Consider the following 22,623-nt stretch of genomic DNA (forward strand, 5'->3'; position numbering starts at 1 on the left):
TATCACCAGACAGGGAAAGCCAGATGACAGAAACCGTCACAGCCACCACGACGCCTACCTCCGAAGTCAGCCTCAGAGAGGCGCTGCTCAATCAAATGCTCGCAGGGCCCACCTCCCCGGAGGTTGCCAGCCTGCTCCTGCGCAAAGCGCTCAAGAAAATGTACTCGACGCTGGACCTCGATCCACACAACACGGTAGTCGGCGAACCGAATTGGGACGTCGTCGACGGCAACATCGTGGAGCTTCCCACCCGCTATACATCCCTCAGCGATCTGTTGGCCGAGCGCGTGGGCGAGAGCGAGTCGACCTTGCTGATCGAAGGGCTGCATTTCTTGACCAAACTGCCCCTCACTTTTCCACCGGTGCATCTGCCGGTGCGTATCAGCCTGATCGGACTGCTGATCAACGAACTGGCCCCCGCCATGGCGTCCGCTTTCCAGGAACAACAACTGGTGTACTGGAACACGCCACTCGGCACGGCCGGCCCTCGCTGGCATGAGCTCTCCAGCAACCTGCGCAAGATCTGGAACGTCAGCCAGGTCCCGGGCTGGACAGCGACTGAATGCGACATGGCCAGGCAGTTGTTCCTTTACCCGGACCTGCAGGACCGCAAGCGCCATGACCGCTATGACAGCCATGCCTATTTGATCGATATCGATGAAGTGGACGGCGATACGGTCAATCGTGTGAACGAAAACTCGATCGTGGCCTTGAGCGCAACGATCGACCGCAAGGAAGTCATCCTGACGTACTCGCTGCGCAACGGGTATGAGAAGTTCGCTTCACAAGACGCGTTGGGTCAATCGCTGCCGACTCATCTGAACAGCGCCAAGCGCACACGAATCCAGTGGCGGCTGTATGAGCCCGACGGCAATGTGTTCGATCACAAGGCCTGCGGGCTGATCGCCATGCAGGTCAAAGTCATCGGCGATCCCGGGTTCCTGGAAGGCCTGATCGCCGACGATCGCGAACAGGCGGATAACGAGGGAGCGGGCCGGGATAACGAACCTGCCGAGGACTGGTTTCAGAAGCAGATTCCCGGTTGGTTGCAGGACGCGCCGACATCCGACCAGTTCCTGTTCGCCCAACACCTGAAGAATCTTTCGGCGCTGGGCAGCGCCCATGCCGGCAAGACCTACATGGAGGGTATTCCTTCCATCAAGCAGTACACGTTGAACAGCCTCAAGCAGAAAATGTTGTCGGACCATGCCGACGCCTCGACCCTTCACCTAGAAAGCATCGAGGTCCAGATACGCAGCCCGGTGGTCTGGGGGACGTTCGTGGTCCCCGGAAAAATCCAGACCACGCGGTTCAGCCTCGTTGAACTGGCCTTGCAAAACCTGATTGCGCTGCCCTTGGGGGACAAAATAGTCAGGTCGGCCGACGGCCATGCATTGCCCAAATGGATGACCGCCGATTACGTCGAAAACCTGGTCACCCAAATCGACATCGGTCGCGTTTATCCCAACCTGATCAAGAACAAACTTCTCGACGATCCGGCCGAATCCAGCCGCCGCGAAAACCTCTACGCCGCTCAGTTACGCATCCAGTTACCGCTGCTCGCGTTGGAGAGCAAAATCCGTGGCCTGGGGAACATCGATGAACGGGGTTACCGCTATGTCGCCGCGCTGATGGAGCCCAAGGCGTCCGAGCGCCAGGTCGATGGGCAAACCATCGTCTTGCGCCCATTGGCGTTCGAATCCAAGCACGCGCTGAGCACCTCGGCAGACGTGGTCACCAACATGTTCGTGATCGGCCCGAAAGATCCCGATGCCGGCCCCTGCCTGCTGTATCAACCGTTGCTTGAGCCGCAGCTGTGTCAGTATCCGTCGCTCAGCAACTTGATCTACGCCATCCGGCAAACCGCCTCCTTGCGCCAATCGGTACTGGCGTGGCTGCCCGATGGGGTACGCGCCACTTACAGCCGGTTCGTTTTTCCGGGCCCGCTGCCGTCACCCTGGACCATGGTGGAGTTTGCGGTCGACCCTGTGTCGTCTTGGCTCAATAGCACGCCCATCGGCTTGAGCGAGAAAACCCTGGGGGCTGATTTCCTGCCGCAGCTGTTCAAAGCCAACGCCGATGCCCTGGTCGAGCTGGCCGATCGGCAATCGGTGTCCAACAGCGAAAATCGCTGGGCCACTTTCAAACAAGCCGGCTGGTTGATTTTCAACCTGGCGCTGCCTTACCTGGGCACCGCCGTGGGCACCGCGGCCTGGCTCTGGCAAATTCTGGACGACCTTGAAACGTTGACCCAGAGCGACGAAACCTCCAACCGCCAAGCCACCTGGGAAACCTTCGTCGACCTGCTGTTGAACATGTCCATGGCGATTACGACTCACGCCATCGACCGCGCCAGGGAAAGCGCGAACAGCCGTCGACCCGAGGCGCCAGCGGTCGTGCATGAATTGGAAAGCCCGACAAAACCTGAGCTCGTGATCGAGAGGCTCGCCCCGTTGACGCACAAAAAACCCTCACCCGAGCACTATGACGCTATCCGCGCCAGCGGTGCCTTGACAGGCCAACCCGCAAAGCGCGCCAAGCTGCTTGAATCCTTCAGCGTGAACGAACCTGAAAACGCCGAACAGCCCATGATCGAAGGCGCGCTCAAAGGGCTCTACCAGCAGGGCGGGAACTGGTACGCAAAAATCGCCAACCAGTGGTTCAACGTGACGGCGGAGGGCGAGCATGTGTCCATCGTCGATGAGAACGACCCCGCACGCACCGGCCCGCCCCTGATCAATGACGCAGCAGGCGAATGGCGTGTCGACCCTCGCCTGCGTTTGCGCGGCAGCGGGTCAAAAGGTGTCAGGCAGAAAATCATCGCGGATGCGAAACGCCTCAGCACCCAACTGCTCGCCGAACTGAACCGGTTCGAGGAAAGGAAAACACAAAACCAGAAGCTGCTGACCATGAACGCCAAGGAGATGAACCAGGCGTCAGGCTCGTCCAGGGAGGCCAGGCACAACGTCTATTTGAGCACCTTGAGAACGCAGCGGGAAAGCTACGAAGAAGCGTTGGAGATTTTGATCCAGTGGCCCGTCTTCCAATCGAGGCCCGACGCGCCTCAAGCCAGGCTCGGTTACCTGAATGCGCAAATCAACTTCACGTTCGAAGAGATAGACACCTTGCAGGAGCGATTCGCCCCGGCCCTGAGAACAGCCGTGGACATGACCACCTCGAACATCGAGAGCGTGGAGCAAGAGCACGTTGACGCAGCCGACCGCATGATCAGGATCGGAGACGACATGATCGAGCGCCTGGATTACATGGAGACGCGCTTCTCCAGGCTGAGAAAGGTTGGGCGCGAAGGCATTGAACTGCTGCGGCAACACCGGGGGAAGATGCCGGCCTACAAGAGCGATGCGATTCGACTTATCCAGTTGGACATGTATCGCCACCTCTGTCTGTCACTGGAAAGCGTCAACGACATCCCCGAAGGCTGGGCCGACATGAACCAGCTTGTCGATAACACCACGGTCGCGTTTCAAAGCCTGCACGACGCTATCGATGAGCGCAGCGTGATCCGCCTGGACGAGCAGATCGACGCATTCGGCAGCCTGACGGAGCAGTTCACGGCCATTGAAGAACACATCCAATACCTGGGCGACGAATACAAGGACAGCGTTCGCACGACAGAACTCAATCGACTGGGCAAGCAGGTCGGCAATCTTAAAAAACGGGCGTTGCATCATCTGGCGCGCGCCCTTGATGAACGAAGCAACCAGCGAAGCGAAGCCGGCCCTTATCGGGAACGCCCAAGGCCCAAGAAGAAATTCATCCGGGCGCGTTTTTGGGGCCTGGTCAGCGGGGAACCGCGTTTAACCAAGACCCTGGAAGAAACCGATTGGGTCGATGTCAAGCATCCGCTCACGGATCGAGTCATCGCCACCTTCCATCGCAAGGAAACCGGCGAGTGGCTGCCCCATGTGAATACCAACACGCCGCTGGCCGTCCCGGTGCTGGCAACCAGCCTCACCAAGGGCAAGGCGCTGCTCGACGGATTGGCGGCATTCAAGGCGCAGATCGAGCAATACACGAAGAAGCCAGAGCGGTCGCCCACCGGTATCGGCCTGCTTCTGAACGCACACGCCAACCGAATGGAGAAAGTCGCTATCGCGATCACCAAGGGCCTGGACAATGCGTCAAACGAAACGGTGGGCATTTCGGCCGAGCAACAACGTCTGGCGCAATCCACGCGCACGGCTCTCAAGAAGGCTTCGAAAACCCTTCATGACGAAAGCTTCGAAACCGTACTGAACGTCATCAAGCAACGCCCACCGACCATGAGCGACGTCCTCTGGCTTAAGAGCCGAAACCAGATTTCCATTACCAAGCAAAAAAATCGGCAACGCATCAAGGCGCCTCTCCATGGCTATCTGGACCGGTATGAGATCAAGGACCTGTCAACCAATAAGACTCTCTGGTTTGCCGATTTCCATTACTCGAGGAACTGGGTGCCGCCTCATGCATTCCTGTCTGCACGCCTGCGGACACCTGAGCAGGTCAGTCAAGGGGCAGCCGTCGAGTCCACCCAGACGCTTAATCAACGGCAACTGATCGAGCACTACCGCAGCGAAATTGCCGTGGATCAGGCCAAGGAAGTGTTTTTTCCAAAACAAGTGTCATGACGGCAAGCAACCAGGGCATCCACTGATGCCCTGGCACTGCACTTTTCAGATTTTCCAGGCGGTTGCCAGGTTCGCCAGTGCGATGGCTATCGCCGCTGGCGGGACCGCCGCGAACCCCAGCACCAAGCCGGCGCGCACCTGCGACGGCGTGGTGGGTAACCAATAACTGCTCAGGCCATTGATCTCCACACCCACATTCGTCGCTTGGGCGATCAGTTCGCGCTCGCGCTCGATGCTCTCCACAGGAACCGTGAGATGCAGCCCGGCCACGACAGTAGGCAGGGCACCGACACCCGCAACAGCCTTGGGCCAGCCCGCCAGCAACGCATCACGCCGAGCCAGGGCGGCCCTGCGCATACGCCGGATATGCCGTTGGAAATGCCCCGCAGCCATGAACTCGGCCATCACCGCCTGGGTGCTGACTTCGGAGTGGCGCACGTCCACGGCGCGCCGTCGGGCAAAGGCGTTGACCAGGCCTGGCGGCAGCACCAGGTAGCCCAGACGCAGGGCCGGGAACGCCACTTTGCCGAACGTGCCGACGTAAAGCACCCGCCCCTGGCGATCCAGAGCAGCCAAGGGCGCCAGCGGCGCGCCGCTGTAGCGGTACTCGCCATCGTAGTCATCCTCGACGATCCAGCCGTCGTTGCGCTCGGCCCAGGCCAGCAACTCCAGCCGCCGTGGCAGGCTCATGACCACCCCGGTCGGGTATTGATGGGACGGGGTGACGTAGGCCAGCCGACAGTGGCTCAACGCGCCCAGCGCGGCGCAATCCAAGCCGTCGCCATCCACCGGCACGCCCCTGACATCGGCCCCGGCAACGGCGAACGCATGCCCGGCCGCGCGATAGCCGGGATTTTCCACCGCCACGACGTCGCCCGGGTCGACCAACAGCTGTGCACAAAGGCTGATGCCCTGCTGTGCGCCACTGGTGATCACAATTTGTTCAGCCGTGCAGTGCAGCCCCCGGGAGCTGCGCAAGTACGCCGCGATCAACCCGCGCAAGCGCGCATCGCCCTGGGAATCGCCATAACACAGCTGCTGCAAGTCCGGCTTGCGCCAGAAAGCCGCATTCAGCTTGGCCCAGACGTCGAAAGGGAACAGATCGAAAGCCGGTACACCGACCCGAAACGCTCGCGGCGGGCCGCTGGGCGGTTGGGCCAAATGGTGTTTTTCGACGCGGTTTAGCGCATCGCTGTGGATAACTTTACTGGATGGACCCACAGGTAAATCGAGCCAATCTGTGGATAAGGCTGTGGGTAAGCCTGTTGAAAACCCTGTGGATACTTTTGTGGATATGTTTTTCAGCGGCAACGTCGTGGAGGACAGTTTTGCCACATAAGTGCCGTCACCGACCCGCCCTTCGATGAAACCCTCGGCGTAGAGCTGGTCATAGGCCCGCACCACGCTGTTGCGCGAAATCGACAAGGCCGCCGCCAGGTCACGGCTGGCCGGCAGGCGCGTGCCGCTGGCCAGGCGTCCATCGAGCACCCGGGTACGCAACGCCTGGTAGAGCTGGCGGCTGAGCCCCTGGCGGCGGTCCAGCTCGATGCCAGCGGGGTTGAACGACAATGGCGGCGCGGCGTTGTGCATGACAGCCCTCGCGAATGGACCTATCGAATTGGTCGAAAGTGGCTCTTACAACAGACCAATAGCCTGCCTAGGATGTTCGCATTCGCCAAGGAAAATCATCATGTACAACCCAAAAGCCTTTGCCGTCGAAGACCTGCCCGAACTGCACCAGATGATCGGCGATTGCCGCCTGGCCGTATTGGTCACCCAGGGTGAACACGGTTTGCAGGCCAGCCATTTGCCGCTGTTGCTGGACACCCAACAAGGGCCGAACGGCAGCCTCTACGGCCACATGGCCCGGGCCAATCCACAATGGCGCGACCTGGAAGCCGGCGCCGAGGCCCTGGTGATATTCGCCGGGGCCGATGCCTACGTCAGCCCAGGGTTGTACGCCAGCAAGGCCGAACACGGCAAAGTCGTGCCGACCTGGAACTTCGTGGCCGTCCACGCCTACGGCAGCGCCGAGGTGTTCAGCGACGCCCATCGCCTGCGCAACCTGGTGGGCGCCCTCACCGACCGCCACGAAACCGGTCGCGAGCAGCCGTGGAAGATCGATGATGCTCCGCCCGAGTACATCGACAGCATGCTCAAGGCGATCGTCGGCTTCGCCCTGCCCATCCAGCGCCTGGAGGGCAAGCGCAAGCTCAGCCAGAACCGTAGCCCCGCGGATGTCGCTGGCGTACGCAACGGCCTCGCCGCCAGCCACGACCCGCAGGACCGGGCGCTCGCCCACCTGATGCCTGAACAATTGTCCAAGGAGTGAACATGAGCCAACCTGAAATCCGCCTCGTCAGCGCCGACGATCACGCCGCCTGGCTGCCGCTGTGGCAAGCCTACCTGCGGTTCTATAAAACCGAATTGCCGGACGCCGTCAGCCAAAGCACCTGGCAACGCTTGCTCGATGAGCATGAACCGACCCATGCTGCCCTCGCCTGGGATGGCGACACGGCGGTGGGCCTGGTGCACTTTATCTATCACCGTTCGAACTGGAGCATCGAGAATTCCTGCTACCTGCAAGACCTGCTGGTAACGGAACAGAGTCGTGGCACCGGGGTGGGTCGCCAGCTCATCGAATTCGTCTACGCCACCGCCAAGGCCGATGGTTGCTGCAAGGTGCACTGGTTGACCCACGAAACCAACGCCACGGCGATCCAGCTGTACGAGCGCATCGCCGAGCGCCCAGGCTTCATTCAATTTCGCAAAGCCCTTTAAGGAGCGCAGCATGTCGACTTCACTCGCCGATTGGAAAGGTGTCCCGGCGCCCTCTGCACAGGTGCTCGAAGGGCGTTTCATCCGCCTGGAAAAGCTCGACCCGGCGCGGCATGCCGATGGCCTCTGGCAAGCCCTTGAAGGCCCCGGCGCCGACCCGAAGCTCTGGGATTACTTGCCCTATGGTCCGTTCACGGACCGCGGAGCTTTCGATGCCTGGCTGAACAACCATGCGGCCAACACCGACCCGTATTTCTTCAGCGTGATCGACCGCGCCAGTGGCGAGGTGCAGGGCATTCTCAGCCTGATGTCCATCGTCCCGGCCCAGGGCCGCATCGAGATTGGCCACGTGACCTTCGGCGCGCCGATGCAGCGTTCGCCGAAAAGCACCGAGGCGGTTTATCTGCTGGCCAAGGAGTCTTTCGCCCTGGGTTATCGCCGGCTGGAATGGAAGTGCAACAACGGCAATGCCCGCTCCAAATACGCGGCCGAACGGCTGGGGTTCACGTTTGAAGGGGTGTTCCGCCAGCACATGGTGGTCAAGGGCCAGAACCGAGATACGGCGTGGTACTCAATACTGGATTCGGAATGGCCGGAGATCGCGGCAGGATTCGAGCAGTGGTTGAGTGAGGAGAATCAGAGCGAAAGTGGGCAAGTGCGAGGGCTAGTAGAGTGTCGGACATCCGCTGTCGGTGGCTGACGGCCCGTTTCGGCGAGCAGGCTCGGCGTCCATCACGTAGTTGACGACCCCACCGCCAATCCTTGCGGGGAATGGCGATGGGGCGACTTGCATCAGAGCTGTAAGTAGCCCGCGACTAAGCGATCAAGGTTTCTTTTTGGCTCCAAATGGCTTGAGCGTTTCGCGCGTGACGCCCTGCCTCAGGTATCGCCAGGCCCAATCGGGCACCGCCATTTGGCTTTCCAAATACAATGCAAAGTCCAAAAGCCTGTGGCCCAAACGATTGGCTGGGAACTCGAAATTGTAGAGATATTGTTGAGCCTGCCGCTGGCCAAGACCGAATGTATCTCTAACGATTTGGTTCGCGCGCGCCCCGTCCACGCCAAGCCCAACTCTTAACGCCCTTGCAATATCCAACTCTGAACGAAGCGAGCCAGGTTGCCTGAGCGCGGCTCGAACAGTGGCATCGCTGAAATACGGCCCAACGAGGTCCTCCCATATTTGTATAGCGTGATTCCTCGGGAAGCGTTGGAGCAAATTAAAAATATTCGGCGTATTTAATAAAATCGAAACCCTGGTATTAGAAACAGTTTGTCCCGAACTGCTAAACAAACCTACCACTGCTGGCGTTTCGGCGTTCGATTGTACCCACCCCAGAAACTCTACAAATCTCGTCAGGCTGTCTTGCTGCTGGACAATACTGTTCAGATTCTGATCATCGAACGACTGCATCCAGTCAATACTTATCGTGCCGTCGTCAATCACTTCGGTGTAGCGGGTATTGGCATATTCCGCAATGATCCCAAGCCGCGCCTCAGACAGCTTCGGATCACGTAGCCACCTGGCAAGGACATTGACCGGTAGCGCGCCACCGAGGTTCGAGGAAATCACCGTTGAGCGAAGCAGCAGATTAGCCCGTCGCTGCAAATCGGGAAACCGTTCGAGGGCAACGCTGAGCAGATCGATGGTGTCTTCTACGCGATCGTAATACATGAACTGATTCATTAACTTGGCATCGTCATTAATGGTGACGCCCGACTCACGTTGATACCTTTGCTTTACTTCATTCAGATCGGCCTGATCCACCAGCTCAGCACCTTCCAGTAAATCATCCAGTAAATCATCCAGTAAATCATCCTGTTGATCATCGTCCAAATGGCCGTGCAGGGTCTCATTGTATTTTACGTAGGCCAGCTCATTCCTTGGATGATGGTCGGTCAACTGTCGAGCCCTGACACCATACTCAAGCATGATATGGATCACATCCTGCGAAAGTTGAAGGTATTCGTTATTGAGCAGTTCGGTCAGATGCAAATCATCGATGGGACCCAGCAGCACGTCTTCGAAGAACCTGCGCAATGACTCCGTTTCCTGAGTGTAAAAGGGAGCGCTACTTGGCATCAGGCGCTCCGGAGACCGAACCGATAGATGATGCCCGATCTCCTGCAACACCTCCGGCGGCAGGATGGCGTCCCGCGCTGCGTCCAGCGTCCTTCGGCCCAAGCTGTTGGCGTGACGGTCAAGGTAATCCAGAACCGGCTGGAACAAGCGATGTGGGTTGGTGGCGTTGTAGACAATCCGAGTGAGATCAGAGAGCGCTGCCTCCTCCAAGAGCTCTTGTAACCAAGGCGCGATGTCGGAGAGCGCCAATTGCAAGCCGGAGGCCGGCGGCATCATGAAGTGGCTGATTTGCGGATGCCCATCGATGTAATCGGCAGCTGCATTACGCAGCCCTTGCATCGTGAAGGCTTCCTGCGCCTGCCCTTCATTGAGCCCACGGGCGACGGCATTGAAAAAACAATCGCCATCGGCGGGAATCCCAACGACCCGCCTACCCAAGATCAAGCTGTAGTGATTTTCAGCCGTTCGCCTCAAGACGATATCCGTGGGTGATCTATCGGGGTGCTGACTCATCGGATAGAAACGCTCGTATTGCCCCGGCGTGAAGCGTACTGACCAACTACTCCCTGCGGTTATTTCGTCCATGATCAGCAAGCTCCGGTTCTGCGGCCAGCTCGGAAGACGAGTCATGACAGAGGGGACCAGATCCATGATGTCGTTGTCCCAATGACCAGCAGTCCGTACCCATTCGGAGGCACGAGGCGACAGAGCAGGCACTTTGGGTTCGCAAGGGCCTGGTTGTGTAGAGCTACCTGCCGGGCGTTTCCCGCCGCCCTGACCAAATCCAACCGCACGCCACTCTCCGTCGGGCATCCGGGCAACGGTACTTCGCATCACGCCACTGGAGCGGATACTCGACCCGGTGCCAGGGTCGACAAGGGTGGCTTCGGTTGCATTCAATCTCGTATGGTCATGAACCCGGAATACGGTCCCGTCGGGTTGCTGTATGTAGACGGGTCGGGAACTGCCCCCAGCAGCAGAATTGAGCGTGGGGCGATAGAAGCCCTGGGCATCTGCAGCCAACCCTCGCAACAGTGAAGTGTCGGTCACCGCATAACGGTTATAGAGTGCCGCTTCCAGGGGCAACCCGGCCAGTGCATCACTCTGGCTCTGGCGCGCCGTAACCGCCAGGAAAGACGACTGGCCTCGGACCGGAACCGTGGCCCCTGCGGCAAGTTCCCGTCCGCCATGGTTAGCCACTCTGTAGACAAATGCCAGGGTGTCCAGGTCCATCGGAACAGCGCCGGTCCTGGCCACGAGCAGGCCCGTCTTGACAGCACGCCTGAGTATTTGGAAACCGGGTATCAACAGCATGCCGGCCAAGTCCATGAACACTTCCATGGCTACCATGACCATCCTTACTGCTGTTTCACGACGTATATCCGCGTTGCTGTTGGAGCGGTGGTCCGCATAAGCGCTATGGAAATCAACGTGCGCTCGGTGAAGCGCTTCAAGCAGATCGCCTGTGATAACGCTTGCGCGAATCAAGGGAAGACCACGGTGCGGCCCCAGTACACGTTTTATTTCTTCGGGATTGACCGTGGAAATGCGTGAACGGAAGTAGTCCTGCCATGGCTCTTGTCGTAGAAGCCCCCCAACCCCATCGGCCAGATTGGCAAATTCGTGAAAGTCTTCTCCGTCGGGACTGTCTGGAAAATAAACACCTACGGTTCCCTTAATATCCGGCCCGTCCTGATCGGAAAAAATCAAGGCGCCGTCAACGCTGACTGCGTTACCCATCGTCCCGTACCGGCCTCCAGCCCCTACACTGCCACCCAGCAAAAGGCCATGTACCTGCACGTTTTTTCCCATGACCCGTGGACGCGTTTTTGCGTCTGGCGATTGCAGCACAGCGTCTAGCCAGAGCGTGACCAGCTTTTTGACTTTAGGTGGCTCGAAGGCTTTATCGAGTCGGGTGACCTTGAATATTTCATCCCCCCTGAGCGCGGTCTCGTAACCTTTGAATTTCATACTGGCCGTATACGCTTTTTGCCAGGCAGCTTTGTAATCCGGCTTGTTCATCTGTGCCCTGAGCAGGGTTTCATAACGTGCGCCAGCGTCGATGCTTGTCGCCATCGTGGCGAATTCGCGCCCTTTCAATGTCATCAGCAAGCCACTCACCGGATGTCGTATCCGCTTGCCATCTTTATCGACAAGGTGAACAGCCATGACCTCTCGCATTGCATTGGGGTACTGCCGCGGGCGCAAGTTATCGAGTATCAGCTGGGTCAGGCTGGTAATACGAGACTGCCTCGGGTTGGCACCCTTTGCGAAAGCAAGCGTCACCATCGTTTTGTCTGGATCGGGCTTTATCGCGTGATGCAGGGTTCGCTGCAGGTATTGCTGGATCTTCTGGCGGGTAAATTGATGCAGCGTCCGGATACCGTCACCCAAACCTGAAACAGCTTGGAGGACATCTTGCTCCAAGCGACGATAACGGGTCTGTTCTGAAAGCGTTGCGGTTTTATAGAAATGAGGACGGTTGTTTTCAATCAAGGTTTGCTGGCGAGTCGCCAATGCACCGGCAAGAGATAACGTAGGCAGGCGCAATGCATCTTCGGTCCTTTGGGCAAAAGTCCTCAGGGCCACCGTTTCGTTTTCTGGCGCATTCAGGACGGCTTCGAGCGCGTTGCTTTGCAGTTGGAGCAGTTCCGATGCCGCCACTTCGAACACATCCCCGGACAGCTCAGTCGAAATCTCCCGTATCGTGCGCTGATGCCCTGCATGGACGACCTGTACTTTTTTGACCATGTCTTGAAAAGAATCGAACCGTTGAATGCCGCGTTCCATGGAATAGAGGAACAGTGGTGCTTGATCGGTTCGTTTGATCACCATCGCGGCACGCCATTTCTGTGGCTTCGCGGCTCCCATGTCGAGCATGACGGCATAGACATGGGGAATGGGCGCTCGCAGCAAACGGCTTCTGTCCGCCATGGACGGGTGGGTGGTGATCAGATCCAGCAGGCGATCTTCCTCATCCTGCAGGGTTCGCGCACTTTGGGTTAACGGGGTGGACGGATACCGGTCGACTTTGTACAAGTCGAAAAGATGCAGGAATCGTCGGGACAGCAGATGAGCAAGTGCCGCGTCAGTGGTCGACGTGTCGAGCGCCTGTGCATCGCTTCTGTCATGGCGAAAGGCGCTGAGATCGTCACGGAACTGCTGCTTCAAGCTGTCATTGGTCGCGGGCTCGGCGATATAGAACACGGACTCCATGATCGCTGGAATTTTCGCGTCCAGCGGGCTGACGAATACGCTGTCGACCTCTTCCACCGAATCCGGACGGGTGTAGAAGCCCACGCCACCGCGCGAGTAAGTGGGCGGTGTATCCGTAGCTAAACAGCCCAACATCACGTCGGTAAAGCACTGTGAGGCTGTCAATGAACGGCCACCGAATGAGTCCACGCTAAAGTGGTTCACGTACCAGTGATCCGGGTCGATGCCCTGGAGCAGTGAAGTGTGGAATTTGCGCCCAGGAATCTTGGCCTCGATGCGGCTGACCAGCAGACGCTTGAGCACGGTGTCGAACGTTGGCAAAGCGGCGAACAGACGCGCCAGCTTCACCTGATTGGCATCCAAGTGCCCCAGTTGCCTGATTTGTTCTTTTTCACGGGGGCTGAGCAGATTGCCTTGGGCGTTCACCTCAGTAATGACCGGCTGCCCAATGCCCTGGTAGCCGGGCGCAATGCCAACTTGCAGTTGCTGCAAGACATCTGGTGAAAGACCTTTACCGTTGACCCGCAGTGACGAGAAGTCCAGGGACATATGACTTCGGTGGGGATAAACCCAACCCTCGCGCGGAGAGAGCTCAGCAGTCGCCCTGCTTTGATGGGCGATCAAAAAGCCTCTTGTCACAGCGTCACGCAGCGGCACCGATGAGGTTTTTCTTTGAGCGGCCGAATCGACTGTCTCGACCTCTTGATAGGTGACCTGTACCCGCGTATCGCCGATAAGGCCCCATTGATTTAGCCATTGATCGGCGAATTCATGAGGTTGAAATCGAATACCGTGGGGTAACAGGCTGATGGGTTTGAGCTGTACGCCGGCAGCATGCGGCGTCACGCCAGGTGCATTTTCAGGGAAGACAGTCATTCAGGTGTCCCGGTGATGAGTAGGACTGGGACCCTATCGCGCCGTTTCAGCGGGAATGACGTACATATGTATAGGCGTGGCTACGGGCTTCGGGGAAAGCGTAAGCCGATGTTTGCGGCGGCGGGGTTGCACGCTTGAAAGGATGCGGCGGCTGAGCGTTAGCTATCGCGAGCAAGCTCGCTCCCACAGGTTCTGCATTCACCGAAGATCATTGTGGGAGCGAGCTTGCTCGCGATGGCGGTCGAACAGCCAATGTATTTATTACCCTCCGACCGCCAAACCCTTAGACCAGCTTTTGCGCCAACACCGCAATATGCTCCGGCCCGATCCCGCAGCAGCCGCCCAGATGGCTGGCACCGCGTTTTTGCCAGTCCGCCGCCCATTGCAGATAACCCGGTGGGTCGAGGTCTTCGCGTAGCGGGTCCAATCCGTCGTTGGCCGTCGCTTCCTTCGGTTGCGGCGGGAAGGCGTTGGCGTAGGCACCGATGTGGATCTTCACGCCCAGGCGCGCGAAGGTGTCCCGCGCGGCATCGATGGCCGCACCGATCACTTCCGGCTGGCTGCAGTTGAACAGCAACACCTCGACACCCAGCTCAGCCGCCACCGCAGCGGCGTCCGCCACCGGTTCACCGGAACGCAGGCGTGGCACTTCATCGGTGTCTTCGTCTTTCAGGGTGAACGACAGCCAGAACGGCTTGCCGTCCTTCGGCAACCCTGCGTGAATCGCCCGCGCTTCGACCGTGGAGCTTTGGGTCTCGGCCAGCCACACGTCGACGTGGGGCGCCAGGCCGTTCACCAGGGGCGCGAGCAATTCACTGGCGCGGGAAGCGTCGAACAGATCCGGCCGATAGGAACCGAACAGTGGCGGCAGCGACCCGGCCACCCGCACTGCTTTGCCCGAAGCGTGCACTGCCCGCTGCGCCAACTCACCCGCCAGCGCGGCCAGGGCCTGGCCTTCTTCGGCGAAACGCGCCTCGCCAATATGAAACGGCACCACGGCATAGCTGTTGCTGGTGATTACGTTGGCGCCGCTGGCAATATAGGCCGCGTGCACGGCCTCTACCGCCTGGGGCGCTTCGCTCAAGGCCAGCGCCGACCACTCGGGCTGTCGGAACGGGGCGCCCCGGCGTTGCAGTTCGCGGCCCATGCCGCCATCGAGAATGACTGTCGTTGCTGAGCCCATATGCGATTCACTCATAAGCTTATGAAAAATACTCACTACCGGAGTTGTTCTTATAACTATTTAATACGCACCATTCGGTGAACTACAACTTATTTTTCTATCAGGGGCCTCACATGAAACTACAACCACTGCTGGCCCTGGGCCTGACTCTGCTGGCTGCCTCTTCGCAAGCGTTCGCCGGTGCCACCCTGGATCGCATCGAACAGAAAAAAGAACTGGTCGGCGTGCTGATGGAAAGCTATCCGCCCTTCTCGTTCCTCAACGATCAGAACCAGCTCGACGGTTTTGACGTGGACGTCGCCAAGGCCGTGGCGCAGAAACTGGGCGTGAAGCTGCGCCTGGAAACCCCTTCCTGGGACGTGATCGCGGCCGGCCACTGGAGCGGGCGCTATGACATCTGCATTTGCTCCATGACGCCAAGCAAGGCACGCGCCGAAGTGTTCAATTTCCCGGTCCAGTACTACGCTTCGCCGGCGGTGATTGTAGTCAACGCCAAGGACGACCGTATCCACGGCGCCAAGGACTTGAGCGGCAAGAAGGTCGGCCTGACCAGCGCCTCCAGCTACGAGAGCTACCTGAACAAGAACCTGGTGATCGAAGGCGCCGAGGATACTCAACTGAGCTATCCATTCGAAGACGTGCAGATCGCCCCGTACGACACCGACAACGTGGCCTTCCAGGACCTGGGCCTGGGCGCCGGGGTGCGCCTGGACGCGGTGCTGACCAACCTGGTGACCGCACAGCCGCGCCTGACCGAAGACAAGCGCTTCAAGCTGGCCGGCGAGGCGCTCTACTCCGAGCCGAACTCGGTGGCCATCGAAAAGGGCGACGCCCAGTGGGACAACAAGGTGCGTGAAGTCTTTGCCCAGTTGAAACAGGACGGCACCTTGAGCAAACTCTCGCAGAAATGGATCGGCGCCGACATTACCCAATGACTTCTTTTCCACCCCCTCAGCCACCGCCACCGGTGGCTGAGTCACGCTTGCAAAAAATCTTCGGTTTTCGCACCCGGCTGTACCTGACCTGGGCGGCCATGCTGGTGCTGTTCGCGAGTTTCTTCCTGAGCTTCGACCTGAAGTTCTCCATCATCCTCGACAAACTGCCGAACCTGCTGGGTGTGCACCTGGCGCCCAATGGCTTTTTGCAAGGCGCGGTGCTGACACTGTTCCTGTGCTTGTGCTCGATCGTCGCTTCGTCATTGCTGGGCTTCATCACCGCCCTGGCGCGGCTGTCCAGCAGTGCGGTGGCGTTCGGTATCGCCAGTTTCTACGCGTCGTTCTTTCGCGGCACGCCGCTGCTGATCCAGATCCTGCTGATCTACCTGGGCCTGCCCCAACTGGGCGTGGTCCCGGGCGCCATCGCCGCTGGGATCATTGCCTTGTCGCTGAACTACGGCGCCTACCTGAGCGAGATCTTCCGCGCCGGTATCCTGGGCGTTCCCAACGGCCAACGCGAAGCCTCCCTTGCTCTGGGCCTGAGCGAAACCGTGATCTTCTGGCGCGTCACCCTGCCCCAGGCGATGCGCACCATCATCCCGCCGACCACCAACCAATTCATCTCCATGCTCAAGGACTCTTCGCTGATTTCGGTGATGGGGGTTTGGGAGGTGATGTTTCTGGCGCAGTCTTATGGGCGTTCCAGTTATCGCTATATTGAGATGCTGACTACGGCGGCGATTATTTACTGGTTGATGTCCATTGCGTTGGAGCTGATTCAGGCGCGGATGGAGCGGCATTATGGGAAGGCTTATTTGAATAATCGTTGAGTTGGGGTGGGGTTTTAAGGTTGGTGTGTATATCCGTTGCTGCGGTAACGGCGGCTGGCGGTTTCGCCCTTACGGCGAGTCACTTTCGAAAAGCCCGGAAGCCGGCCCAGTCGAAAGTAACCAAAGCGCTTCTGCCCCACCACTCGGTGCCTCGCTTAGGCTCGGCATGCCCTCACTCCGGCATTGCTCCGTGGGCCCGCCGCGAAGGGCCATCCATGGCCCAGCGCGGCTATCCCGGCATCCATGCCGGGATGCCCACTCCACAATGCCTGCGTTCGGCCAGCGTGGTTAACGGGGCACCCGAGATCAACGTCCACCGCGAGGCGGCCTGGTAGCCGACCTGGCTCTCCCGGTCGTACACCCATCAGATCTGTGGGAGCAAAGCTTGCTCGCGAAGAAGCCGGCAAACCCAACATCCCTGTGACTGAACCACCGCCATCGCGAGCAGGCTCGCTCCCACATTCAATCTTCAGCGGACACAAAATTCATATCCAACACAGACCCCCTGTGGGAGCGAGCTTGCTCGCGATGAGGCCAGCAAGCCCAGCATCCATGTGACTGAACCACCGCCATCGCGAGCAAGCTCGCTCCCACATTCAATCTTCAGCGGACACAAAATTCATATCCAACACAGACCTCCTGTGGGAGCGAGCTTGCTCGCGATGAGGCCAGCAAGCCCAATATCCATGTGACTGAGCTATCGCCATCGCGAGCAAGCTCGCTCCCACAGGAGAAACGCGATCCCATCAAGAACCAGGTCGGCTATCAGGCCGCCTCGCGGTGGACGTTGATCTCAGCGCCCCGTTAACCACGATGGCCGAACGCAGGCATTGCGTAGTGGGCAACCCGGCATGGATGCCGGGTTAGCCGCGCTGGGCCATGGATGGCCCTTCGCGGCGGCCCACGGAGCAATGCCGGAGTGAGGGCACACCGAGCCTAGGCGAGGTGCCGAGTGGTGGGGCAAAAGCGTTTTGCTTACTTTTGCGCTTCTCAAAAGTGAGCCGCCGTCAGGGCGGAACCCTAAGTGGCCGTTACCGCAGAAACGGATATACACCCCGCCCCCAAAATCCCACCCAGCTCAACGGCTAAACAGGAAAATCCGTCTGAGGTGCAGCCGAATCGCTAGCAGGTGCAGTTTGGAGATCACACCCACCGATGCTCCACCCCAACACTTCCAGCGCATCGCAACCGTCCTGCAACAACAGATGCGCGGCGTTGGCGAAGTGCTCCAGGTCATAACCCTCGGCGTTTTTCAGGCATAGACAGGAGACGCTGTTGAGTAAGTCTCGAGCGGCTTTGATGCGATGTGCAGCAGTTTCCAAAAGATCGGAGGCACCAGCCTCTGTGTCGATAAACAGTGTGGCGCCGACGCTGGTATTGGCTTGAAGGGGATGGTACTTGATCATCGGGTTGCTCTCTTGAGTTGGGAGCTACCACCGCTCGCGGCTAAACGAATGTGGGTGGCAGCTGTACGCGGGTTAGCCGACCGGACAAGAGAATCCGGCACACCCGAAGATGTCCCCCGCACAGCCGCCATAAATGTAAAACACAGGCAGCAAAAAGCGCCGCCATTGGGGGCGCTCGTGCACTCTTGTTCGACCGGCTAAGATCGATCACCGATTTGTCGGTGACGAGAGAACTATAGGCGAGGCCCTAACGATACAACGCTGATTTTCCGTATCTCGGAACCATCCTACGCGAAACACAGAATGGGTTTACAAAGCTCAATTTTGATCGGCCGGAAGCCTACCATCGCGAACCCAATCTGTATCGAGCAGTTGGTCAGTTGCGCTTTCGAATGAGCGCTGCCGGACAACCTCAAGTCTTCATCCCAACAGTTTAAACAAGGCATCCGCCGGCAGTGATTGCCCCGTCAAATACTGGTCAAACAGAAAGGTCCGTGCGGGCTGTAAGGCAAAGCCTCGAACCATGAAAGCCAACGAACCAACACGCTGATCGCAGCACGAGCAGCCTACAAATTTCATCCACCGAATCTTTCCCACGGCGAGGAGATGGCTGGCATCGCCGCCCAGGGTGAAATTTTTAAAGTGCGACCTCCTTCATGAGAGGTCACATTCGATGCGAACCCAACATTCATTCCTGCCTCAACATCTCGCGCTGGCAATAGCCTTGGCGCTTGGCTGTGCCGAGGTTTCGATGGCCCAGTCAGTTGCCGGGGAAGCCCGCCCCGTTGAAACAACCGCCCAAATGCAAGCCCGCCTCAAGACGTTCATGGATCCTTCAGCGGATACGAAACGTGAAAATGTCACCAATGCCCGCGAAACACCCTTGTTGAAGGACAACAGCAATGATCTGGTGATCGTAAGCAAGCAAGGCAAACTTTTCGGGCTCACCGACGGTGGCGGAGGTACCAATGTCTTGCTATTGGATACCGCCGGGGGAGGCGCATTAGGCGAAACACGCAACTTCCAGGATTCGTATTTCAAGCAAGGTGAATGGTCAAACGGCGGGGCTTTCAACGGAGGAAGCCTGGTCGATTCGAAGGCCAGGCTGACCAACACCGGCCAGATTACGGGCGCGGTGCACGTTCTCGGCGTATTCGATAACCGCGGTACCGTGGCCGGACCTGTGCTTGTCGGGAAGAAGGGTACGTTCGTCGGTAACGGGACGGTCGACACGCTGGATGTCACGGGCCTGATGGAAGTCGGACCAGAACTGGGTGCCCCTTCGGTTATCAACGATCTCAAGTTTTCCAGGAGCGCAACGCTGGTTTATGGGATCGACGCAGAGAAAGGCAGCGCCGCGATCAAGGTTGGCGGTACAGCCACCTTGGGTAATGCGACGCTGAAAATCATCGCTGTATCGGGCGAACCCACCGAAGCCGGCAAGCACGTCGTGATCAAGGCGGACAAGATCGATGGTAAGTTTGGGAAGGTCATCAATGAACTCGCTTTCATGACGGCTACACCGGACTACACCACGGAGAAACAAGTGGGACTGGTCCTCGCTCGCAACGAGGTGCCCCTTGAGAAAGCCACGGTAAATCCCAACGGCCAAGAATTTGTAAGCGCTATCCCGACGCCGCAGTCAGCCAAACCATCGCCGCCAGCACCTAGCGGCACTTCAGCGCCAGTACCATCCCCAGCCGCCAAGCCGCAAGCCACTCGCCCAACGTCAAAACTCACCGAACCACCAAAAATTGCCAGCACCGCGCCAACACCTGCGGCTCAATCGTCAGCCACCCAACCTGTGCCCAAACCCAACGCCGCCATCAACGCCCTGCTTGGCACCAACCTGACCACCGCCGCCGATGCCATCGACCAACTGGGCGGTTATGACACCGCCGACCTGGGCAACGCCACCCTGAGCAGTGTCGCGCCGATCAGCACGGGAATGCTCTCGGCCATGAGCCGGAGAAGTCCGGCGGATGGGTACGACAACGGCCAAGTCTGGGTCCAGGCCATCGGCAATAGCGGCAGCCTCGCCAAGCAATTGGGAAACTTTGCTCTCAAGCATTCGACAAAAGGTTTGATGCTGGGAACTGATTGGGCTGTCAGCCCCGATTGGCGGCTGGGCATCATCGGCAGCAAGACCCAGACGCGGATGGACAGTTATCAGTTCGACGGTGCCCTGGACAGTTGGCTCGCAGGCGCTTACGCCTTGCGCCAGGACGGGCCGCTGGCGCTGCGCCTGGGCGCTGTCCATGGCAGTCATGACGGCAGCACCAAGCGCCACGTTGCCTTCAACGGATTCAGGGATCGCTTGAAGGGTCGTTACGATGCCACGACACAGCAGGTCTTTGGACAGATCGGCTACAACCTGGATGTTGGACATTTCGATATCGAACCCTATGTCCAAGTGGGTTACCAGCGCTATCAACGCGATGCCTATACCGAAAAAGGTGGGGACGCCGCGTTGCAGTACAACGGCCAGGCACAGGAACACTACAGCAGCGACCTCGGCCTGCGCCTCGCCCGCCCTTTGATTTTCGACCGAGGCATACGGTTGACGCCGCGACTGGATCTCGGCTGGAAGCACCTGTATGGCGACGTAAGGGGCACCTCACATCAGCGTATGGCTAGCGGAAGTGGCATCTATACCGTCGAAGGTGTCGAACTAGACCGTGACAGCCTGCTCCTGGAGGCCGGGCTGGACCTGGCCGTTTCACCACGACATACCCTGGGGCTGAACTATCGCGGCGAAACGGGCCAGGACAATCGCAACGGTGCACTGGTGGGCCAGTGGAGAATGATGTTCTGACAGGCAAAAAAAAGGGGAGCACATGCCCCCCCGAGGTTAAAGCGTTGTATCGAGGCTGTTTATTCAGCCTTCGATCTCGATCAGGATCTCGCCCGGGTTGACCCGGTCGCCCTTGGCTACATGAATCGCGGTGACCTTGCCGGCGATGGCCGCCTGTACTTCGGTTTCCATCTTCATGGCTTCGGTAATCAGCACTGCTTGACCGGCCTTCACCACGTCGCCTTCCTTGACCAGCACATCAACGATGTTGCCCGGCATGGTGGTGCTGACATGGCCCGGTGCAGTGGCTTGCTTGCGCTTGCTGCTGCCGCCGCTGACAAATTCATTGAGCGGTTCGAACACGACCTCTTCCGGCATGCCATCGATGGACAGGTAGAAGTGACGCTTGCCTTCGGCCTTGACGCCCACACCGGTGATGTCGACGCGGTAGGTTTCGCCGTGAACGTCGATGACGAACTCGGTCGGCACGCCTTCGCCGCCCGCCGAGCTCACGCTGCCCGCCTCGGGGATTGGCAGCAACACTTCCGGGGTCAGGGTGCCGGCGTCGCGTTCTTCGAGGAACTTGCGACCGATGTCCGGGAACATGGCGTAGGTCAGTACGTCCTCTTCGGACTTGGCCAGCGCACCGATTTCACCGCGCAGCTTGGTCATTTCCGGCTTGAGCAAATCGGCCGGACGCACGTCGATCACCTCTTCGCTGCCGATGGCCTGGCGACGCAGCTTCTCGCTCACCGAGCCTGGCGCCTTGCCGTAACCGCCCTGCAGATAAAGCTTCACTTCGTTGGTGATGGTCTTGTAGCGCTCACCGGCCAACACGTTGAAGAACGCCTGGGTACCGACGATCTGCGAAGTCGGGGTCACCAGCGGCGGGAAGCCGAGGTCTTCGCGCACGCGCGGAATCTCCGCCAGCACTTCGTTCATGCGGTTCAGTGCGCCCTGCTCTTTCAACTGGTTGGCGAGGTTGGAGATCATCCCGCCCGGCACCTGGTTGACCTGGACGCGGGTGTCCACCGCGGTGAACTCGCTTTCGAACTGGTGGTACTTCTTGCGCACGGCGTAGAAGTACAGGCCGATTTCCTGGAGCAGTTCCAGGCTCAGGCCGGTGTCGAACTCACTGCCCTTGAGGGCCGCGACCATCGACTCGGTGCCCGGATGGCTGGTGCCCCAGGCGAAGCTGGAGATCGCGGTGTCGATGTGATCGGCGCCGTTTTCGATCGCCTTGAGCTGACACATCGCTGCCAGGCCGGCGGTGTCGTGGGAGTGGATGAACACCGGCAACGATTGCTCGGCCTTCAGCGCTTTCACCAGCTCGCCAGTGGCGTATGGGGTCAGCAGACCGGCCATGTCCTTGATCGCCACCGAGTCGCAACCCATGGCTTCCATCTGCTTGGCCTGGGCCACGAACGCGTCGATGGTGTGCACCGGGCTGGTGGTGTAGGCGATGGTGCCCTGGGCGTGCTTACCGGCGGCCTTCACCGCTTCGATGGCGACCTTCAGGTTACGCACATCGTTCATCGCATCGAAAATACGGAACACATCGATGCCGTTGACCGCAGCCTTGGCCACGAACGCCTTGACCACGTCATCGCTGTAATGGCGGTAGCCCAGCAGGTTCTGGCCGCGCAGGAGCATTTGCAGACGGGTGTTGGGCAGCGCCGCGCGCAGTTGGCGCAGGCGTTCCCACGGGTCTTCTTTCAGGAAGCGCACGCAAGCGTCGAATGTCGCGCCGCCCCACACTTCCAGCGACCAATAGCCAACTTTGTCGAGCTTGTCGCAGATCGGCAGCATGTCTTCGGTGCGCATGCGGGTGGCGAGCAGCGATTGGTGGGCGTCGCGCAGGATTGTGTCGGTAACAAAGATCTTCTTGGACATGGTC

The 22,623-nt window shown here is 59.1% G+C and carries 13 protein-coding genes; 8 read left to right on the forward strand and 5 right to left on the reverse strand.

Features of this window, described 5'->3' with window-relative positions; all coding sequences use genetic code 11:
* The first annotated feature begins 23 nt into the window (after nt 1-23).
* Nucleotides 24-4,628 (forward strand): dermonecrotic toxin domain-containing protein, encoded by a 4,605-nt coding sequence (locus LOY50_RS28500; protein ID WP_258690052.1) that lies wholly within the window; start codon nt 24-26, stop codon nt 4,626-4,628.
* A 45-nt stretch (nt 4,629-4,673) separates the two neighbouring features.
* Here the strand turns inward: LOY50_RS28500 and LOY50_RS28505 are convergent, their stop codons facing one another.
* On the reverse strand, nt 4,674-6,218 hold the full coding sequence (locus LOY50_RS28505; RefSeq protein WP_258690055.1) for a PLP-dependent aminotransferase family protein: 1,545 nt from the start codon (nt 6,216-6,218) through the stop codon (nt 4,674-4,676).
* 100 nt (nt 6,219-6,318) lie between these two features.
* On the opposite strand from LOY50_RS28505, the gene LOY50_RS28510 reads away from it, so the two are divergent.
* The 3 genes from LOY50_RS28510 to LOY50_RS28520 are packed head-to-tail and all read left to right on the forward strand — an operon-like array spanning nt 6,319 to nt 8,106.
* Nucleotides 6,319-6,960 (forward strand): FMN-binding negative transcriptional regulator, encoded by a 642-nt coding sequence (locus LOY50_RS28510; protein WP_253470467.1) that lies wholly within the window; start codon nt 6,319-6,321, stop codon nt 6,958-6,960.
* 2 nt (nt 6,961-6,962) lie between these two features.
* Nucleotides 6,963-7,409 (forward strand): GNAT family N-acetyltransferase, encoded by a 447-nt coding sequence (locus tag LOY50_RS28515; RefSeq protein ID WP_018611678.1) that lies wholly within the window; start codon nt 6,963-6,965, stop codon nt 7,407-7,409.
* A 10-nt stretch (nt 7,410-7,419) separates the two neighbouring features.
* Nucleotides 7,420-8,106 (forward strand): GNAT family N-acetyltransferase, encoded by a 687-nt coding sequence (locus tag LOY50_RS28520; protein ID WP_253470469.1) that lies wholly within the window; start codon nt 7,420-7,422, stop codon nt 8,104-8,106.
* A gap of 123 nt (nt 8,107-8,229) precedes the next feature.
* On the opposite strand, the gene LOY50_RS28525 is transcribed toward LOY50_RS28520, so the two are convergent.
* Nucleotides 8,230-13,578 (reverse strand): hypothetical protein, encoded by a 5,349-nt coding sequence (locus tag LOY50_RS28525; RefSeq protein WP_258690058.1) that lies wholly within the window; start codon nt 13,576-13,578, stop codon nt 8,230-8,232.
* Between the two features lie 283 nt (nt 13,579-13,861).
* The gene (locus tag LOY50_RS28530; protein ID WP_024619057.1) at nt 13,862-14,761 is read right to left on the reverse strand and encodes a homocysteine S-methyltransferase family protein; all 900 of its coding nucleotides are present in this window, start codon (nt 14,759-14,761) and stop codon (nt 13,862-13,864) included.
* Between the two features lie 113 nt (nt 14,762-14,874).
* On the opposite strand from LOY50_RS28530, the gene LOY50_RS28535 reads away from it, so the two are divergent.
* The 3 genes from LOY50_RS28535 (at nt 14,875) to LOY50_RS28545 (ending at nt 16,861) form a co-directional block, all read left to right on the forward strand.
* Nucleotides 14,875-15,696, forward strand: coding sequence for an ABC transporter substrate-binding protein (locus tag LOY50_RS28535; RefSeq protein WP_024619058.1), 822 nt, complete (start codon nt 14,875-14,877; stop codon nt 15,694-15,696).
* Complete coding sequence (locus LOY50_RS28540; RefSeq protein WP_024619059.1) at nt 15,693-16,526, forward strand: amino acid ABC transporter permease; 834 nt, start codon at nt 15,693-15,695, stop codon at nt 16,524-16,526. Before LOY50_RS28535 ends, LOY50_RS28540 begins: the two co-directional genes overlap by 4 nt.
* 146 nt (nt 16,527-16,672) lie before the next feature.
* Nucleotides 16,673-16,861, forward strand: coding sequence for a nucleoid-structuring protein H-NS (locus LOY50_RS28545; RefSeq protein WP_253478690.1), 189 nt, complete (start codon nt 16,673-16,675; stop codon nt 16,859-16,861).
* Nucleotides 16,862-17,611: 750 nt separating this feature from the next.
* On the opposite strand, the gene LOY50_RS28550 is transcribed toward LOY50_RS28545, so the two are convergent.
* A complete protein-coding gene (locus LOY50_RS28550) occupies nt 17,612-17,932 on the reverse strand; it encodes a hypothetical protein (RefSeq protein ID WP_253470473.1) in 321 nt (106 codons plus the stop codon).
* A gap of 673 nt (nt 17,933-18,605) precedes the next feature.
* Here LOY50_RS28550 and LOY50_RS28555 point away from each other — a divergent pair.
* Complete coding sequence (locus LOY50_RS28555) at nt 18,606-20,747, forward strand: autotransporter domain-containing protein (RefSeq protein WP_258690064.1); 2,142 nt, start codon at nt 18,606-18,608, stop codon at nt 20,745-20,747.
* 63 nt (nt 20,748-20,810) lie between these two features.
* Here LOY50_RS28555 and oadA read toward each other — a convergent pair whose 3' ends face one another.
* Nucleotides 20,811-22,619 (reverse strand): sodium-extruding oxaloacetate decarboxylase subunit alpha, encoded by a 1,809-nt coding sequence (gene oadA, locus LOY50_RS28560; RefSeq protein WP_253470477.1) that lies wholly within the window; start codon nt 22,617-22,619, stop codon nt 20,811-20,813.
* Nucleotides 22,620-22,623: the final 4 nt, after the last annotated feature.

Origin of the sequence: Pseudomonas sp. B21-010, assembly GCF_024749325.1 — a bacterium.
GTDB classification, from domain to species: Bacteria; Pseudomonadota; Gammaproteobacteria; order Pseudomonadales; family Pseudomonadaceae; genus Aquipseudomonas; species Aquipseudomonas kilonensis.

Bases quoted from the DNA above. Each gene is read 5' to 3' on its own strand.
- LOY50_RS28500 (WP_258690052.1), top strand. From the start codon at position 24: ATGACAGAAACCGTCACAGCCACCACGACGCCTACCTCCGAAGTCAGC.
- LOY50_RS28505 (WP_258690055.1), bottom strand. From the start codon at position 6,218: ATGCACAACGCCGCGCCGCCATTGTCGTTCAACCCCGCTGGCATCGAG.
- LOY50_RS28510 (WP_253470467.1), top strand. From the start codon at position 6,319: ATGTACAACCCAAAAGCCTTTGCCGTCGAAGACCTGCCCGAACTGCAC.
- LOY50_RS28515 (WP_018611678.1), top strand. From the start codon at position 6,963: ATGAGCCAACCTGAAATCCGCCTCGTCAGCGCCGACGATCACGCCGCC.
- LOY50_RS28520 (WP_253470469.1), top strand. From the start codon at position 7,420: ATGTCGACTTCACTCGCCGATTGGAAAGGTGTCCCGGCGCCCTCTGCA.
- LOY50_RS28525 (WP_258690058.1), bottom strand. From the start codon at position 13,578: ATGACTGTCTTCCCTGAAAATGCACCTGGCGTGACGCCGCATGCTGCC.
- LOY50_RS28530 (WP_024619057.1), bottom strand. From the start codon at position 14,761: ATGGGCTCAGCAACGACAGTCATTCTCGATGGCGGCATGGGCCGCGAA.
- LOY50_RS28535 (WP_024619058.1), top strand. From the start codon at position 14,875: ATGAAACTACAACCACTGCTGGCCCTGGGCCTGACTCTGCTGGCTGCC.
- LOY50_RS28540 (WP_024619059.1), top strand. From the start codon at position 15,693: ATGACTTCTTTTCCACCCCCTCAGCCACCGCCACCGGTGGCTGAGTCA.
- LOY50_RS28550 (WP_253470473.1), bottom strand. From the start codon at position 17,932: ATGATCAAGTACCATCCCCTTCAAGCCAATACCAGCGTCGGCGCCACA.
- LOY50_RS28555 (WP_258690064.1), top strand. From the start codon at position 18,606: ATGCGAACCCAACATTCATTCCTGCCTCAACATCTCGCGCTGGCAATA.
- oadA (WP_253470477.1), bottom strand. From the start codon at position 22,619: ATGTCCAAGAAGATCTTTGTTACCGACACAATCCTGCGCGACGCCCAC.